13 protein-coding genes are annotated in these 13,922 nt (G+C 66.1%); 10 read left to right on the top strand and 3 right to left on the bottom strand.

Annotated elements, in window-relative coordinates; all coding sequences use genetic code 11:
- Positions 1–16: 16 nt before the first annotated feature.
- Both E4P24_RS13690 and E4P24_RS13685 read left to right on the top strand, forming a co-directional pair.
- Positions 17–268 carry an Hsp20/alpha crystallin family protein gene (locus tag E4P24_RS13690; protein ID WP_004042888.1) on the top strand — a complete coding sequence of 84 codons (252 nt, stop codon included), beginning with the start codon at positions 17–19 and terminating at the stop codon, positions 266–268.
- Entirely contained in the window at positions 269–2,533 is a 2,265-nt protein-coding gene (locus tag E4P24_RS13685; RefSeq protein ID WP_004061432.1) for a CDC48 family AAA ATPase, read from the top strand. It begins immediately after the preceding gene.
- Positions 2,534–2,818: 285 nt separating this feature from the next.
- On the opposite strand, the gene bcp is transcribed toward E4P24_RS13685, so the two are convergent.
- Genes bcp through priS form a run of 3 tightly spaced genes read right to left on the bottom strand, consistent with a single transcriptional unit; the run spans position 2,819 to position 5,463 of the window.
- Positions 2,819–3,277 carry a thioredoxin-dependent thiol peroxidase gene (gene bcp / locus E4P24_RS13680; protein WP_004042885.1) on the bottom strand — a complete coding sequence of 153 codons (459 nt, stop codon included), beginning with the start codon at positions 3,275–3,277 and terminating at the stop codon, positions 2,819–2,821.
- Between the two features lie 36 nt (positions 3,278–3,313).
- Positions 3,314–4,309 (bottom strand): DNA replication protein, encoded by a 996-nt coding sequence (locus tag E4P24_RS13675; protein ID WP_188148592.1) that lies wholly within the window; start codon positions 4,307–4,309, stop codon positions 3,314–3,316.
- Complete coding sequence (gene priS, locus E4P24_RS13670; protein WP_006601510.1) at positions 4,306–5,463, bottom strand: DNA primase small subunit PriS; 1,158 nt, start codon at positions 5,461–5,463, stop codon at positions 4,306–4,308. Before priS ends, E4P24_RS13675 begins: the two co-directional genes overlap by 4 nt.
- 125 nt (positions 5,464–5,588) lie before the next feature.
- Between priS and E4P24_RS13665 the strand changes: the two genes are divergently transcribed.
- The 8 genes from E4P24_RS13665 to E4P24_RS13630 all read left to right on the top strand — a co-directional run bounded on the left by E4P24_RS13665 (position 5,589) and on the right by E4P24_RS13630 (position 13,907).
- Positions 5,589–6,566, top strand: a complete 978-nt coding sequence (locus E4P24_RS13665; RefSeq protein WP_188148686.1) for an aldo/keto reductase — start codon at positions 5,589–5,591, stop codon at positions 6,564–6,566.
- 154 nt (positions 6,567–6,720) lie between these two features.
- Entirely contained in the window at positions 6,721–8,271 is a 1,551-nt protein-coding gene (locus tag E4P24_RS13660; RefSeq protein ID WP_115802824.1) for a substrate-binding domain-containing protein, read from the top strand.
- A 126-nt stretch (positions 8,272–8,397) separates the two neighbouring features.
- Positions 8,398–9,345, top strand: coding sequence for a carbohydrate ABC transporter permease (locus tag E4P24_RS13655; RefSeq protein WP_004061442.1), 948 nt, complete (start codon positions 8,398–8,400; stop codon positions 9,343–9,345).
- A gap of 1 nt (position 9,346) precedes the next feature.
- Positions 9,347–10,306, top strand: coding sequence for a carbohydrate ABC transporter permease (locus E4P24_RS13650; RefSeq protein ID WP_008608161.1), 960 nt, complete (start codon positions 9,347–9,349; stop codon positions 10,304–10,306).
- Between the two features lie 2 nt (positions 10,307–10,308).
- A complete protein-coding gene (locus E4P24_RS13645; protein ID WP_006601508.1) occupies positions 10,309–11,496 on the top strand; it encodes an ABC transporter ATP-binding protein in 1,188 nt (395 codons plus the stop codon).
- 115 nt (positions 11,497–11,611) lie between these two features.
- On the top strand, positions 11,612–11,815 hold the full coding sequence (locus tag E4P24_RS13640) for a hypothetical protein (protein ID WP_004042869.1): 204 nt from the start codon (positions 11,612–11,614) through the stop codon (positions 11,813–11,815).
- 154 nt (positions 11,816–11,969) lie between these two features.
- Complete coding sequence (locus E4P24_RS13635; protein ID WP_188148591.1) at positions 11,970–13,064, top strand: Gfo/Idh/MocA family protein; 1,095 nt, start codon at positions 11,970–11,972, stop codon at positions 13,062–13,064.
- Positions 13,065–13,106: 42 nt separating this feature from the next.
- Positions 13,107–13,907, top strand: coding sequence for a hypothetical protein (locus E4P24_RS13630; protein ID WP_115891497.1), 801 nt, complete (start codon positions 13,107–13,109; stop codon positions 13,905–13,907).
- Positions 13,908–13,922: the final 15 nt, after the last annotated feature.

The following is a 13,922-nucleotide window of genomic DNA, read 5'->3' as shown; positions in this document are numbered from 1 at the left end:
TTGGGTTAGACTTACCATGAGCATGCAACAGTTCGCCGGCGGGAACGAGCGGTTCATTCGCCGGTACGAATACGAAGACAGCTGGGTCATCGCGGCCGACGTGGGTCTCTCGGAAGACGAGGTCGACGTGGACATCGTCGGGTCGACCGCCATCGTCGTGGCCGACACCGGCGACCGCGTGACCGAGACTGAGTTCGAACTCCCCGCCGGCGGCGACGCCGACGTGGCGGTTCGAAACGGCGTGCTCACCATCACCCTCACCAAGTAAATGAAACTCATCGTCAAACCCCTCAAACAGAAGGACGCCGGCCGCGGGCTCGCCGCCATCGACCGAGCCGCGGCCGCGGAACTCGACCTCGAAGGCGGGGATTTCATCCGCATCGACGGTCCGAACGACGGGACCGCCATCGCCCGCGTCTGGCCCGGCTACCCCGAAGACCAGGGGACGGGAATCATCCGCATCGACGGCCGCCTCCGCCAGCAGGCCGGCGTCGGCATCGACGAGCGCGTGGACGTGGAGAAAGCGGACGTGAAGCCCGCACAGCGCGTCACCATCGCGCTCCCGCAGAACCTCCGCATCGGCGGCAACATCGGGACCTACATCCGCGACAAGCTCTCGGGCCAGCCGGTCGCACAGGGCCAGAGCGTCCAGCTCCCGCTCGGCTTCGGCTTCATGAGCGCGTCGAACCAGTCGGTCCCCATCAAAATCGCGTCGACGGACCCCGACGGGACCGTCGTCGTCACCGACAACACCGAGTTCCAGGTGAGCCAGAAGCCCGCCGAGCAGATTTCGGAGTCCGCGCCGGGCGACGACGGCGGCCCTTCCGTCACCTACGAGGACATCGGCGGCCTCGACAAGGAACTCGAACAGGTCCGGGAGATGATCGAACTCCCGATGCGCCACCCCGAACTGTTCAAGCGCCTCGGCATCGAGCCGCCGAAAGGCGTCCTCCTGCACGGCCCGCCGGGCACGGGGAAGACCCTCATCGCCAAGGCCGTCGCCAACGAAATCGACGCCTCGTTCCACACCATCTCCGGCCCGGAGATTATGTCGAAGTACTACGGGGAGTCCGAAGAGCAGCTCCGGGAAATCTTCGAGGAGGCGACGGAGAACTCGCCCGCCATCGTCTTCATCGACGAGATAGACTCCATCGCGCCCAAGCGCAGCGAGGCCGGCGGTGACGTGGAGCGCCGCGTCGTCGCCCAGCTGCTGTCGCTCATGGACGGCCTCGACGAGCGCGGCGAGGTTGTCGTCATCGGCGCGACGAACCGCGTGGACGCCATCGACAACGCGCTCCGCCGCGGCGGCCGCTTCGACCGCGAAATCGAAATCGGCGTCCCGGACCGCGACGGCCGCAAGGAAATCATGCAGGTCCACACGCGGAACATGCCGCTGACCGACGACGTGGACCTCGACGAATACGCCGACAGCACCCACGGCTTCGTCGGGGCCGACCTCGAATCGCTGGCCAAGGAGTCGGCGATGCACGCCCTGCGGCGCATCCGCCCGCAGCTCGACCTCGACGCCGAGGAGATAGACGCCGAGGTGCTCGAAGGCCTCAAAGTCACGGAAGACGACTTCAAGCAGGCGCTCAAGAGCATCGAACCCTCCGCGCTCCGCGAGGTGTTCGTCGAGGTGCCCGACGTGACGTGGGAGGACGTTGGCGGACTCGAACCAACCAAAGAGCGCCTCCGCGAGACCATCCAGTGGCCCCTCGAATACCCCGAGGTGTTCCAGCAGATGGACATGGACGCCGCCAAGGGCGTCCTGATGTACGGCCCGCCGGGCACGGGGAAGACCCTGCTGGCGAAGGCCGTCGCCAACGAGGCGGAGTCGAACTTCATCTCCATCAAGGGCCCCGAACTCCTGAACAAGTTCGTCGGCGAGTCCGAAAAGGGCGTCCGCGAGGTGTTCAAGAAGGCCCGCGAGAACGCCCCGACGGTGGTGTTCTTCGACGAAATCGACTCCATCGCGACCGAGCGCGGCCGCGACTCGTCGAGTTCGGGCGTCACCGAGCGCGTCGTCTCCCAACTGCTCACCGAACTCGACGGTCTCGAAGCGCTCGAAGACGTGGTCGTCATCGCGACGACCAACCGGCCGGACCTCATCGACTCGGCGCTCCTGCGCCCCGGTCGCCTCGACCGCCACGTCCACGTGCCCGTGCCCGACGAGGACGCCCGCCGCGCCATCCTCGACGTGCACACCCGCGAAAAGCCGCTCGCGGACGACGTGGACCTCGATAAAATCGCGTCGAAGACCGACGGCTACGTCGGTGCCGACCTCGAAGCGCTCGCCCGCGAGGCGTCGATGAACGCCTCCCGCGAGTTCATCCGGAGCGTCGAGAAAGAGGAAATCGGCGAGAGCGTCGGCAACGTCCGCGTGACGATGGACCACTTCGAGGACGCCCTCGACGAAATCGGCGCGAGCGTCACCGACGACGTGCGCCGCCGCTACGAGGAAATCGAAGAGCGCTTCCAGAAGAGCGAGGTCGAACGCGACCGCGAGACGGAAGTCGGTCGCACCTTCCAGTAAGCGCCTCGTAACGCCCGCTCAGACGTATTTTTCCGAACGCGTTCCAGCCACCGAGCGATGGCGACTGTTCGCCCACCATCCGCCCGACTCAGAGGCGCGACCGTCACGTTCATATCACTCCCAACTGCTACGTAGTGGTACGCGGTTCTCGGGATACGAAATAATCAACGAGTTCTGCGTTTATTTCACCGGAAATGCGGTGTGTCTCCCGTCGTTTGTAAAGAATATACTCGGTCGGTAGTTGTCAGTTCGACGCGAGGGGGCGCGGAGTGGCCGGCCGCCCGCTCAGCCGTCGAGGTCGGCGAGGATTTCGTCGGCGTGGCCGTCGGGCGAGACGCCCTCGTAGACCCGTTCGACGGTCCCGTCGGGGCCGACGAGGTAGGAGTTGCGGAACACGCCGTCGAACGTCTTGCCGAACATGTTCTTCTCGCCGTAGGAGTCGTACGCCGCGGAGACGCTGCCGTCTTCGTCCGACAGGAGCGTGAAGGGGAGGTCGTACTTCTCGGCGAACGAATCGAGGTCCGACACGGGGTCGTCGCTGATGCCGAGGACCGTCGCGTCGCGGTCTTCGAACTCGTCCCACGAGTCGCGGAAGCCGCAGGCCTCGGTGGTACAGCCCGGCGTGTCGGCGCGCGGGTAGAAGTAAACCACGACGTGTTCGCCGCGGAAGTCGGACAGTGAAACGAGGTCGCCGTGCTGGTCGGGCAGTTCGAAGTCGGGGGCGTCGTCGCCGGGTTCGAGCATGGCCACCTGTTCAGGCGGCGGAAAGAAGGGTCTTTCTCAGTCGAGTCGCTCGGCCGCGCCGCGCTCGACCAGCGGGTCGGCGTTGGCCGCCGGGAGCGTCACCACGTCCTCGGTGGCGAGGTCGTACTCGCGCTCGTCGACGCCGAGGATGGTCCCCACGTCGGCGGTGATGCGCACCGTCTCGCGCTCGTCGGCGAGGCCGGAAAGCGGGTCGTCCGCGGACGGTTCCACCGTGTCGGTGTCGCCCGCCGGCGGGGCCGCGGTCTCCGGGTCGGGGTCGTCCGGCGGAATCGCGGGGTCGGAATCCGCAGAGCCGGAGTTCGCAGCGTCGGAGTCCGAAGGCCCGGACTCACCGGAGACCGCGGCGGCCTCGGTGGCCGGTCGGTCGGCGTCCGGTTGGGGCGTCGATTGCGCGTTCGAGGCGTCGCCGCCGGTTCCGCCGCCCATCGCGTCCGCGAGCACGTCGCCCGCGGCCGAGTCGCCGGTGACGGCCTCGGGAGCGCTGGCGTCGGTTCCGGGGCCGGTCGGCGCGGTCTCCGGGTCGGGTTCGTCCGGCGGAATCGCGGGCCCGGAATCCCCGGGCGCGTCCGGCTCCGCGGTCGTCACGTCGGTCGCCGCAACGTCTCCCCGCGGGGAGTCGGCGGCCGACACGTCTTCGAGCGCGGACAGCACCGTCCCGCGGTTCTCCTCGATGCGGGCGACGAGGTCGTCGAACAGCCGCTTTTCCTCGCGGGTCAGCCCGTCCGTCTCGGAGGTCATCCCCGCGGCCGCGAAGCTCGCGGCCTTGACGACCTTGCCGACGCGGCGCTCGTAGATGGAGGTGACGACCTCCTCGGCCGTCTCGATTTCGTCCGTGAGCCGCCGAATCTCCGGCGAGTAGTGGGTGCCGAGCTGTTCGGCCTTCCGTTCGCGCGTCGCCTTCTGCTCGGCGATGAACCCCGCGACGTCCTCGTAAAACGACTCGCGGAGGTGCTGTAAGCTGTCTTTCTGTCGCTCCGTCCGAAGCACGCTCCTGAGGTCGTCCACGTTCATTCTGTCACCTTCTCGGCTCGACCGCGAGTCATGAGAAACACGCCGAGGCTCTCGTCTACCGACTGCACGCCGGAGTCGAGTGTAAAGCTATCGCCGTCGAACTCGACCGCGCCGGGGTCGGTCACGTTCACGCTGATGTCGCGGCCGCGGAAGCGGTCCGGGACCGCATCGGAGAGGGGGTCGAAGCCGTCGATATCGTCGCGGTCGAGCGGTTCGACGACGAGCCCCGACCCGCCGTGGAGGCTCTTGGGGAGGCGAATCAGCCGCTTCGTGTCGGTCGTCACGGGTTCGTCTATCGGTGAGGTCTGGTCCTCGACGGTCTCGTGTGCGAGCGCCTCGACGAGCGTCCGGACGCCGGGGCCGCCGGCCTCGACGTTGCCCTCGCGGACGGCGTCGGGGTTGTTGCGGAACGCGCCGAGAATCGTCTTCGCGCGCCCGTCGCCGATGCCGTCGAGTTCCTTCAGCCGCGAGAGCGCGGCGTCTTCTTCCATCTCCAACAGCGCGTCCACGAAGTCGAGGAGTCGCCGGTGGGTCCGCCGCCCCCATCCGCCCTCGGTTCGGAGGACGCGCTGGGTCGTCGTTCCGTGCTGTCGCGTCTCGATGAGCGCGTCGAAGTCGAGGTCGATGGCGCGGATGTAGTCCACGATTTCGCGGCGGGCCTCGCTGTCGAGGCCGCGGACCGACTCGTCGCGCACGTGGACGTGGTAGCCGCGGCCGCCGGAGAACACCGCCTGCATCTCCTCGAAGTCGAAGTCGTCTTCGAGGAGGTCGAGGAGGTCCAACAGGGCCTCCTTCCCGGCGTCGAGCATATCGGCGTAGCCCGTCGTCTCGGGGTCGATACCGGGGAGATGGTCCGCGTCGATGTCGAAGACGAGGTCCGCCTCGCGCCAGCCCTTGTCGTCCATCGACCCCGCTCCGGGGTCCGCAAACCGGGCCGACGAGAAGTAGACGTGTCGAGGGGCGCTGCGGGCGAGGTAGTCCGAGAGGTCCCCGAGGTCGAGCAGCGACTGGTGGCGGTGCATCCGCGTGCCGCCGGCCGACCACGGGATGACGCCCCACTCTCGCTCGCCCGGCGCGGGCGGGAGCGGAACGTCGGTGCTCCGGTAGTAGTCACCGAAGCGACCTTCGAGGTACTCGCGTGTGCGCCCGTCCATACACCTCGGGTTCCGGAGGCGAGGGTAAAGCGATTACGTCTCCGCGCCTCCGTGATCGTTTCTCTCACTACCGTATTGTGAGTATGCTTATCATTGTCGTTCGTGTATGAACCGGTGTGACCGACATGGAGTACACCTACCTCGGCGACACCGGACTCGAAGTCTCGCGGCTCTGTCTGGGCTGTATGAACTTCGGTTCCAGCGCGGAGTGGATGATGAACGACAGGCAGGCGAGCCTCGACCTGCTCGACAGCGCGCTCGACGCGGGTATCAACTTCCTCGACACGGCGAACGCCTACTCCCGCGGGGAGTCGGAGGAAATCGTCGGCGAGGCCATCGCCGAGCGCGACCGCGAGGAACTCGCCATCGCGACGAAAGTCTACTTTCCGATGGGCGACGGGCCGAACAAATCGGGGCTCTCGCGCAAGCACATCATCGACCAGGCGCACGCGAGCCTCGACCGCCTCGGCACCGACTACATCGACCTCTACCAGATTCACCGCTGGGACGACGGCGTCCCCATCGAGGAGACGCTGTCGGCGCTCGACCACCTCGTCGAGGAGGGGCTGGTCCGCTACGTCGGCGCGTCCACGATGTCGTCGTACCAGTTCACGAAGGCGCTGTACACCGCCGACGTGGAGAACCTCGAACGCTTCGCCTGCATGCAACCGGAGTACAACGCGGTCGACCGCCACGAGGAGGCGAACCTGCTTCCGGTGTGCGAGGGCGAAGGCGTCGGCGTCGTCCCGTGGTCGCCGCTCGCGGGCGGCTTCCTCACGGGCAAGTACGAGCGCGACGCCGAGGTGCCGGCGGGCACGCGCGCGAACTCGGACGAGTACACGTCGAACCGCTTTACCGACGGGAACTGGGCCGTCCTCGACGCGATTCGCGCCATCGCCGACGAAAAGGGGGCGACGCCCGCGCAGGTGTCGCTCGCGTGGCTGCTCCACAAGCCCGTCGTGGACGCGCCCATCATCGGCCCGCGGCGACTCGACCACCTCGAAGAGAACGTCGGCGCGCTCGACGTGGCCCTGAGCGACGACGATATCGAGCGAATCGAGGCCTCGAAGACGCCGCGGTGGCCCGCGCCGGGAAAGGACTAAGTTTTCAGCCCATAATTATAATATACGATTGTTACAATCATTGGGTTGATTGAATTTCGGGGCGCAGATACTATTATCAAGTAGTTTACTACAACACCGGTAGTGGCCAGCACCAAAACTATAAATAATCACTAATTGTAGAATACAGACTGTAATGGTTGATGCTGACTCACGCAAGGGCAAGCGTACTGGCGTCTCTCGACGTAGTTTTGTGAAGGCGGCCGGCGCATCGGGCGTCGCCGTCGGGCTGGCTGGCTGCGTCAGTACGGGTGGCGGTGACGACAACGGCGGCGGGAACGGCGAGACCGACGCCGACACCGACACGCCGATTAACACCGAGGAGACCACAGAAGAGATCACGCTTCAGTGGGCCGCCGACACCCGCGTCGCGGAAGCGGAAGCGGAAGTCGTGCAGGCCCTTCGGGACGCCGGCCTCCCGGAGAACATCTCCATCGACATCCTCGCGGGGTCGCAGGTGACGGACAACCGGCAGGCGCAGTACCAGCAGTGGCTCTCCGGCGGTCGCTCGGAGCCGACGCTGCTCATGATGGACAGCGGGTGGACGATTCCGTTCATCGCCCGCAACCAACTGCAGAACCTCTCGCAGTCGCTCCCGTCGGAACTGACCTCGACCATCGAAGAGGAGTACTTCGAGGCCAGCGTCTCGACGGCGACGGGGCCGAACGGCGACCTCTACGGACAGCCGCTGTTCCCCGACTTCCCGACGATTCAGTACCGAAAGGACCTGCTTCGAAACGCCGGCTACACCGACGACGACTTCTCGACGTGGGCGACCGAGTCGATGTCGTGGGAGGAGTTCTCGCGAATCACGCGGGAGGCGCTCGACGCCAACGAGGACATCGAGAACGGCTTTACGTTCCAGGCGGACGTCTACGAGGGCCTGTCGTGCTGTGACTTCAACGAGTTCATGACCTCGTACGGCGGCGCGTACTTCGGCGGCCGCGAGAACCTGTTCGGCCCCATCGGCGACCGCCCCATCACGGTCGAAGAAGAGCCGGTCATCAACGCGATTCGGATGGTCCGGACGCTCATTCACGGCGAGGACGACGAGTACGCCCTCGACGGCATCACGGGCGGTATCTCGCCCGAGGCGGTCCTCCAGTGGACCGAAGACCCGTCCCGACAGCCCTTCACGACGGGCAACGCGGTCATGCACCGCAACTGGCCGTACTCCATCGTCATCAACGGCGCGGAGCCCTCGGACGAAAACGACCAGACCGGCTTCGGCGAGGACCTCGGCGTCATGCCGATTCCGTACGGCGTCACCGCCGACGAGGCCCAGTACGAGGGCACCGGCGGCCCCGTCGCCGCCCTCGGCGGTTGGCACATGACGATGAACCCCAACTCTTCGGACGAACAGAAGCAGGCCGCGGTGCAGGTGCTTCGGACGATGCAGACCGAGCAGTTCCAGCTCGATATGTTCCGCATCATCGGCTGGATTCCGCCGCGCCCATCGCTTCTCGACTCCGACCAGGCCGCCGAGGTGCCCATCATCGGCCGCTACCTCGACGCCCTGAAGGTCGCCGGCGAGAACGCGATTCCGCGCCCGGTCTCCGTCGTCTGGCCGCAGCAGTCCGGCCGCATCGCCCAGGAGGTCAACGCCACGTTCGCCCAGGAGAAATCCCCCGAACAGGCGATGTCCGACCTCGCATCACAGCTCGAACAGATCGAGCAGAACGCGTAGAGCAACGTCTTTACCGAGACGTAACAAACATACACGTTATCATTTGACATGGCTACCGAACAACAATCAGGGGAGACACTTTCCGACACCCGGAGAAGCGGCCCGTACGCCTCGGCCGTCAACTGGATGGAGTCGCTTTCCGAGACGCAGTTCGCGTACCTGCTTTTGACGCCCGCGCTCGTCCTCTTGGGGGTTATCGCCGTCTACCCGCTGGTCTCGACGTTCAGCATGTCGCTGTTCGCAGACCAGTTGACCGGGAGCGCGCGGCTCGGCGAGTTCGTCGGACTGCAGAACTACGTCGACCTGTTCTCCGGCGCGCGCAACTACGCGCTGCCGTCGCAGTTCCTCCCGACGTTCACCTCGGAGTTCCCCTTCGTCACGAACATCTACGCCAGCGCGCTCGCGGTGACGCTCATCTTCACCGTGTTCAGCGTGCTGTTCGAAACGCTCATCGGCTTCGGTCAGGCGCTCATCTTAGACCAGGACTTCCGCGGGCGGCGGTGGGTCCGCGTCGCCATCATCATCCCGTGGGCCGTGCCCATCGTCATCCAGGGGATGATTTGGTATCTGATGTTCCAGCCGAACATCGGCTTCCTCGTCGGCACGAGCGAGAACCCGGCGCTGTTGAACCAACTCGGGCTCATCGGCACGACGCCGCTTCGGAACACCGCCGACGCGCTGTTCCTCATCATCGTGGCCGACGTGTGGAAGACCTCGGCGTTCATGGCGCTTCTCATCCTCGCGGGGATGCAGAGCATCGACCGGTCGTTGTACGACGTGGCGAAGGTCGCCGGCGCGTCGCGCTGGCAGCAGTTCAAGCTCATCACCTTCCCGCTCATCCTGCCGACGGTGCTCGTGGCGATGCTGTTCCGCACCATCGACGCGATGCGCGTCTACGGCATCATCCAGACCATGGCCGGCTGTCAGACGGTCCCGTCTTTGTCGTGTCTCGTCGTCACGACGTTCAACACGCCGCTGTACGGGACCTCTGCGACCGTGGCGTTCGTCACCGCGGGCATCATCGCCGTCGTGGTCTCGGTGTACATCGTGAACTTCGCCAGCGAGGGAATCTGAGATGGCTAGTGAAACTCCGGGAGCCGGCATCGGCTCCGACGACCCCGAGACGAAGCGCGGGCCGCTCGGCCGCTGGGTCGACTCGGCCATCAAGAACCCCGACCGGGTCTACCGCGCGATGTTCTACGTCGCGATGCTGTTCTTCCTCGTCACGACGCTGTTCCCGTTCTACTGGCTGCTCGTGCTCGCGCTCACGCCGAACAACCTCATCGCCAACATGGGGCTCGTGCCGAACGGGTTCAACCCCGAGGTGTTCATCGCGATGTTCGAACGGGTGCCGTTCCACGTCTACATGTTCAACAGCTTCGTGCTGGGCATCACGACCACCGTGCTCGTGTTGCTCATCGCCAGCCTCGCGGGGTACGTCTTCGGCCGCCTCCGCTTCCCCGGGAAGGGCGTGCTGATGCTCGGCATCCTCGCCATCAGCTACTTCCCGCCGGCGGCGTTCCTCATCCCGCTTTTCGAGCTGTTCACCGGGAACACGGCGATTAGCATCGGGATGGTGACGATATCGACGCCGGACCTGTTCAACACGCCGGCACCGATGGTGTTCCCGTTCAGCGCGCTGTTCCTGCCGCTGTCGATATTCATCCTCACGACCTTCTACGGGCAGATTCCCGACGGGTTGGAGGATGCGGCGCGGGTGGAGGGAACGACCCGACTGGGCGCGCTGTTCCGCGTCATCGTGCCGCTTTCGGCACCCGGCGTGGCGACCGCGGGCGTCCTCACGTTCATCAGCGTCTACAACGAGTTCTTCTTCTCGTTCCTGATGAACAACGGCGAGGCCGACTCGTGGGCCCCCATCGTCGCGGGTATCCTGAAGTATCAGGGGCAGTTCGACACCCCGTACAACCTGATGGCCGCCGCCTCAATCGTGGGGGTCTTACCCGTGGCAATCCTTGTCATCATCGCACAGGAACGCATCGTGAGTGGACTGACCGCAGGAGCGCTGAAGGAGTAATCATGGGAGACGTAACACTCGAACACGTAAGCAAGCACTACGACGACGTAACGGCGGTCGACGACATGAACCTCGACATCGACGACGGAGAATTCATCTGTCTCGTCGGTCCGTCGGGGTGCGGCAAGTCGACGACCATGGAGATGATAGCGGGCCTCACCATCCCCTCGGAGGGGAAGGTGTTCATCGGCGACCGCGAGGTGACGAACCTCCCGCCGAAGGACCGCGGGGTGGCGATGGTGTTCCAGAACATCGCGCTGTTCCCCCACATGGACGTCTACGACAACATCTCCTTCGGGCTCCGCCTCCGCAACTACGACAAGGAGGAAATCGAGCGCCGCGTCGAGCGCGCCGCCGAAATCGTCCAGTTGCAGGGGATGCTCGAACGCATGCCCGACGAGATGTCCGGCGGCCAGCGCCAGCGCGTCGCCATCGCCCGCGCCATCGTCCGCAACCCCGGCGTCTTCCTGATGGACGAACCGCTCGCGAACCTCGACGCGAAGCTCCGGGTCCACATGCGGACCGAGCTCCAGCGCCTCCACAAGGAGTTGGACACGACCATCATCTACGTCACCCACGACCAGGCGGAGGCGATGACGATGTCCGACCGCATCGCCGTCATCGACTCCGGCCAACTCCAGCAAATCGACCCGCCGCTCGTCTGTTACAACGAGCCGGCGAACCTGTTCGTCGCGGGCTTCATCGGCTCGCCGTCGATGAACTTCCTCGACGGCGAGGTCGCGGCCGACGGCTTCTCGTCGACCAACATCGACGTGGAGTTCGACCCCGCGGACCTCGGCGTCGAACCGGGGACGGACGTCACGATGGGCATCCGCCCGGAAGACGTCTACCTCGTCGACGAGGAGTCGCTCGTGTCGAACCCGAGCCACCGCATCGACGCCGTGACCGACGTGCTCGAACCGATGGGCGACGAAATATTCGTCTACCTGAAGCTCTCGGAGTCGGCCGAGACGGACCTCGAAGACACGAGCGGCGTCGCCAACGACCAACTGCTGATGAGCGTCGCCCCCGACACCGACATCGCGGAGGACGAAGACGTGACGGTCGTCCTCGACCGCTCGCGCGTCCACCTCTTCGACACGGCGACGGGCGAGGCCATCAGCCACGGCATCGAGACGCCCGTCCAGACGAGCGGCGCGCCCGGCACGGAAGCCGAAAGCGACGACTGACGCGGCCGTAACGCGGCCCGCTCCCGGGGCTCCCGGGTTCGTCGCCGTCCCGCCTCCGACTCGCACAGCCCGCACAACGCGCACCGAACCAACCCACAGCACACTCACCCACACAATGGTCAACGAACTCGGCCTGTTCTACCTCGGCGGGATGACCGTCCTGTTTTTCTTCTGGGCCTACGGCATCGTCTCGTTCCTGCTCGACCTGAAGAACAAGTTCATCCCGAAGGGCAAGCAGTACCTCCGCGGGCGACGCCGCCTCAAGGAAGAAAAACGCCGCGAGGAAGAACGCAAGGAGCGAGAAGAACAGCTCTACTGACCCGAACCGACCCGTGTTGCTCGCCTCACCCCGCCTCTATTGCGTGCCACCCGACACAGTGAAAACGCTCTCTGAACGGGGTCTCGCGGTCGATTCTGGCAAATCAGCCCAAAGAACGTGAAACTTAACACCACCAGTAGTTAATCATCGAATCATGAGTACCGAATCATCCGTCCGGGTCGGCATCGTCGGCCTCGGCAACATCGGACACCACCACGCGGACCGCCTCGTCGACCTCGGCGCGACCCTCGTCGGCGGCCTCGACATTCAGGCGGACGCCCGTCGCCGCTTCGCGGAGAAGTACGACGTGAACACCTACGAGGAGAAGTCGGAACTGTTCGAGGAAGTCGACGCGGTCATCATCACCACGCCGAACCGCTTCCACGAGGAGTACGCCGTCGCCGCGCTCGACGCCGGCCTCGACGTGCTGCTCGAAAAGCCGCTGGCGCACTCGCTCGAATCCGCCGAGCGAATCGCCGCGGCGGCCGAAGACGCCGACGGCTTCTGCATGGTCGGCTTCAACAACCGCTTTGCCAACCCCGTCGAGGTCGTCCGCCACCACTACGAGGAGGGCCGCTTCGGGGACGTGACCCACGTCGAGGCCAACTACGTCCGCCGCCGCGGCATCCCCGGCCGCGGGTCGTGGTTCACCTCGAAGGAAATCGCCGGCGGCGGGTCGCTCATCGACATCGGCGTCCACGCCATCGACCTCGCGCTCTACTTCCTCGACTTCCCCGAGGTCGTCGAGGTCTCCGGCGTCACCCGCTCGGAGTTCGGTGACCGCGACGACTACACCTTCGTCGAGATGTGGGGCGAGGACGTGGGCCCGGAGGCCTTCGACGTGGACGACTCCGCGAGCGCCTTCATCCGCACCGACGAGGGGACGACCATCTCCCTCGAAGTCGCGTGGGCGACGAACCGCCCGACCAACGACGAGTTCTTCCTCCGCGGCACGGAGGGCGGCGTCCGCTTCGACCGCGCGAGCCACGACCTCCAGTTCTACGAGGACGGCGTCGGCGGCGGCAACCACCTCTCGACGACGGACGTGGAGACGCAGGACAACGACACCCACAAGACCGAACAGGAGGCGTTCCTCGCGGCCGTCGCCGAGGGCGAACACCCCGGCCGCAACACGGTCGAACAGGGTCTCGCCGTCCAGCGCGTCATCGACGCCATCTACCGCTCGTCGGAGACGGGCGAGGCGGTCCGCCTCGACGCGGCCGAGACCGAGACGCCCCCGGCGAACTGACCACCGCGAACGCACACCCCTCACAGCCCCACTGTTCACACCATGTCCGTCATCGACTCACTCAGGCGACCGGAACACACCGGCGAGAACCGCTGTCTCCCGTGTACCGCCGTCAACGTCGCACTCGTCGTCGTCGTCGGTCTCGCGGTCAGCGTGCTCTCGCCGGTCGCCGGTCTCCTCGTCCTCGTCGGCGGCGCGCTGTCGGTGTACCTCCGGGGCTACGTCGTCCCCGGTACGCCCTCGTTCGCGCCGCGGTTGGTCGCGGCGGCCGGCCTCGCCGGCGTCTTCGACCACGGCGGCGAAGGGTCGACCTCGGACCGCCGCTCGGAGTCGCTCGACGCCGACGTCGACCCCGACGCGATGCTGTCGGCGCTCCTGAACGCGGGCGTCCTCGTCGAAGAAGCAGACGGCCTGTTCCTCACTGACGACGCCCGCGAGGAGTGGGAGTCGACGATGGCGACGCTCCGGAAGACCACCGACGAGGAACTCGCCGAGGCGGTCGCCAACGCGGTCCCGTTCGAGGCGACCGTCGACGCCGAGTTCGACGGCATCTCGCTGGACGGCCCCTCGATGTCCGTGTGGATTTCCCGGCCGCAGGCCATCGCGGACGTGGCGACGCTCTACGCGGTCGTCGAGCGCGGGGTCGACCCGACGGTCGCGCTCGCGGCCACGGAGCCGATGCGGATGTTCGTCGAGGTCTGTCCGGACTGCGGCGGCCCGGTCGAGGAGACGACGACGCGCAACTGCTGCGGCGGCACCGCGGGGCTGTACGACTCGCCGGACCACGAGGTGCTCGGCTGTGCGGACTGCGGCGCGGTGGTCTACGAGTTCCCCGACGAGTAGCCGGTGGCCGGCGAG

Source organism: Haloferax sp. AS1, from assembly GCF_014530665.1.
Classification (GTDB): Archaea; Halobacteriota; Halobacteria; order Halobacteriales; family Haloferacaceae; genus Haloferax; species Haloferax volcanii.
Note: the sequence above shows the minus strand (reverse complement) of the source record. Positions and strands in the feature narration are given on the sequence as shown.

Coding starts and splice junctions, on each gene's coding strand:
- E4P24_RS13690 (WP_004042888.1), top strand. CDS start 17: ATGAGCATGCAACAGTTCGCCGGCGGGAACGAGCGGTTCATTCGCCGG.
- E4P24_RS13685 (WP_004061432.1), top strand. CDS start 269: ATGAAACTCATCGTCAAACCCCTCAAACAGAAGGACGCCGGCCGCGGG.
- bcp (WP_004042885.1), bottom strand. CDS start 3,277: ATGCTCGAACCCGGCGACGACGCCCCCGACTTCGAACTGCCCGACCAG.
- E4P24_RS13675 (WP_188148592.1), bottom strand. CDS start 4,309: ATGAACGTGGACGACCTCAGGAGCGTGCTTCGGACGGAGCGACAGAAA.
- priS (WP_006601510.1), bottom strand. CDS start 5,463: ATGGACGGGCGCACACGCGAGTACCTCGAAGGTCGCTTCGGTGACTAC.
- E4P24_RS13665 (WP_188148686.1), top strand. CDS start 5,589: ATGGAGTACACCTACCTCGGCGACACCGGACTCGAAGTCTCGCGGCTC.
- E4P24_RS13660 (WP_115802824.1), top strand. CDS start 6,721: ATGGTTGATGCTGACTCACGCAAGGGCAAGCGTACTGGCGTCTCTCGA.
- E4P24_RS13655 (WP_004061442.1), top strand. CDS start 8,398: ATGGAGTCGCTTTCCGAGACGCAGTTCGCGTACCTGCTTTTGACGCCC.
- E4P24_RS13650 (WP_008608161.1), top strand. CDS start 9,347: ATGGCTAGTGAAACTCCGGGAGCCGGCATCGGCTCCGACGACCCCGAG.
- E4P24_RS13645 (WP_006601508.1), top strand. CDS start 10,309: ATGGGAGACGTAACACTCGAACACGTAAGCAAGCACTACGACGACGTA.
- E4P24_RS13640 (WP_004042869.1), top strand. CDS start 11,612: ATGGTCAACGAACTCGGCCTGTTCTACCTCGGCGGGATGACCGTCCTG.
- E4P24_RS13635 (WP_188148591.1), top strand. CDS start 11,970: ATGAGTACCGAATCATCCGTCCGGGTCGGCATCGTCGGCCTCGGCAAC.
- E4P24_RS13630 (WP_115891497.1), top strand. CDS start 13,107: ATGTCCGTCATCGACTCACTCAGGCGACCGGAACACACCGGCGAGAAC.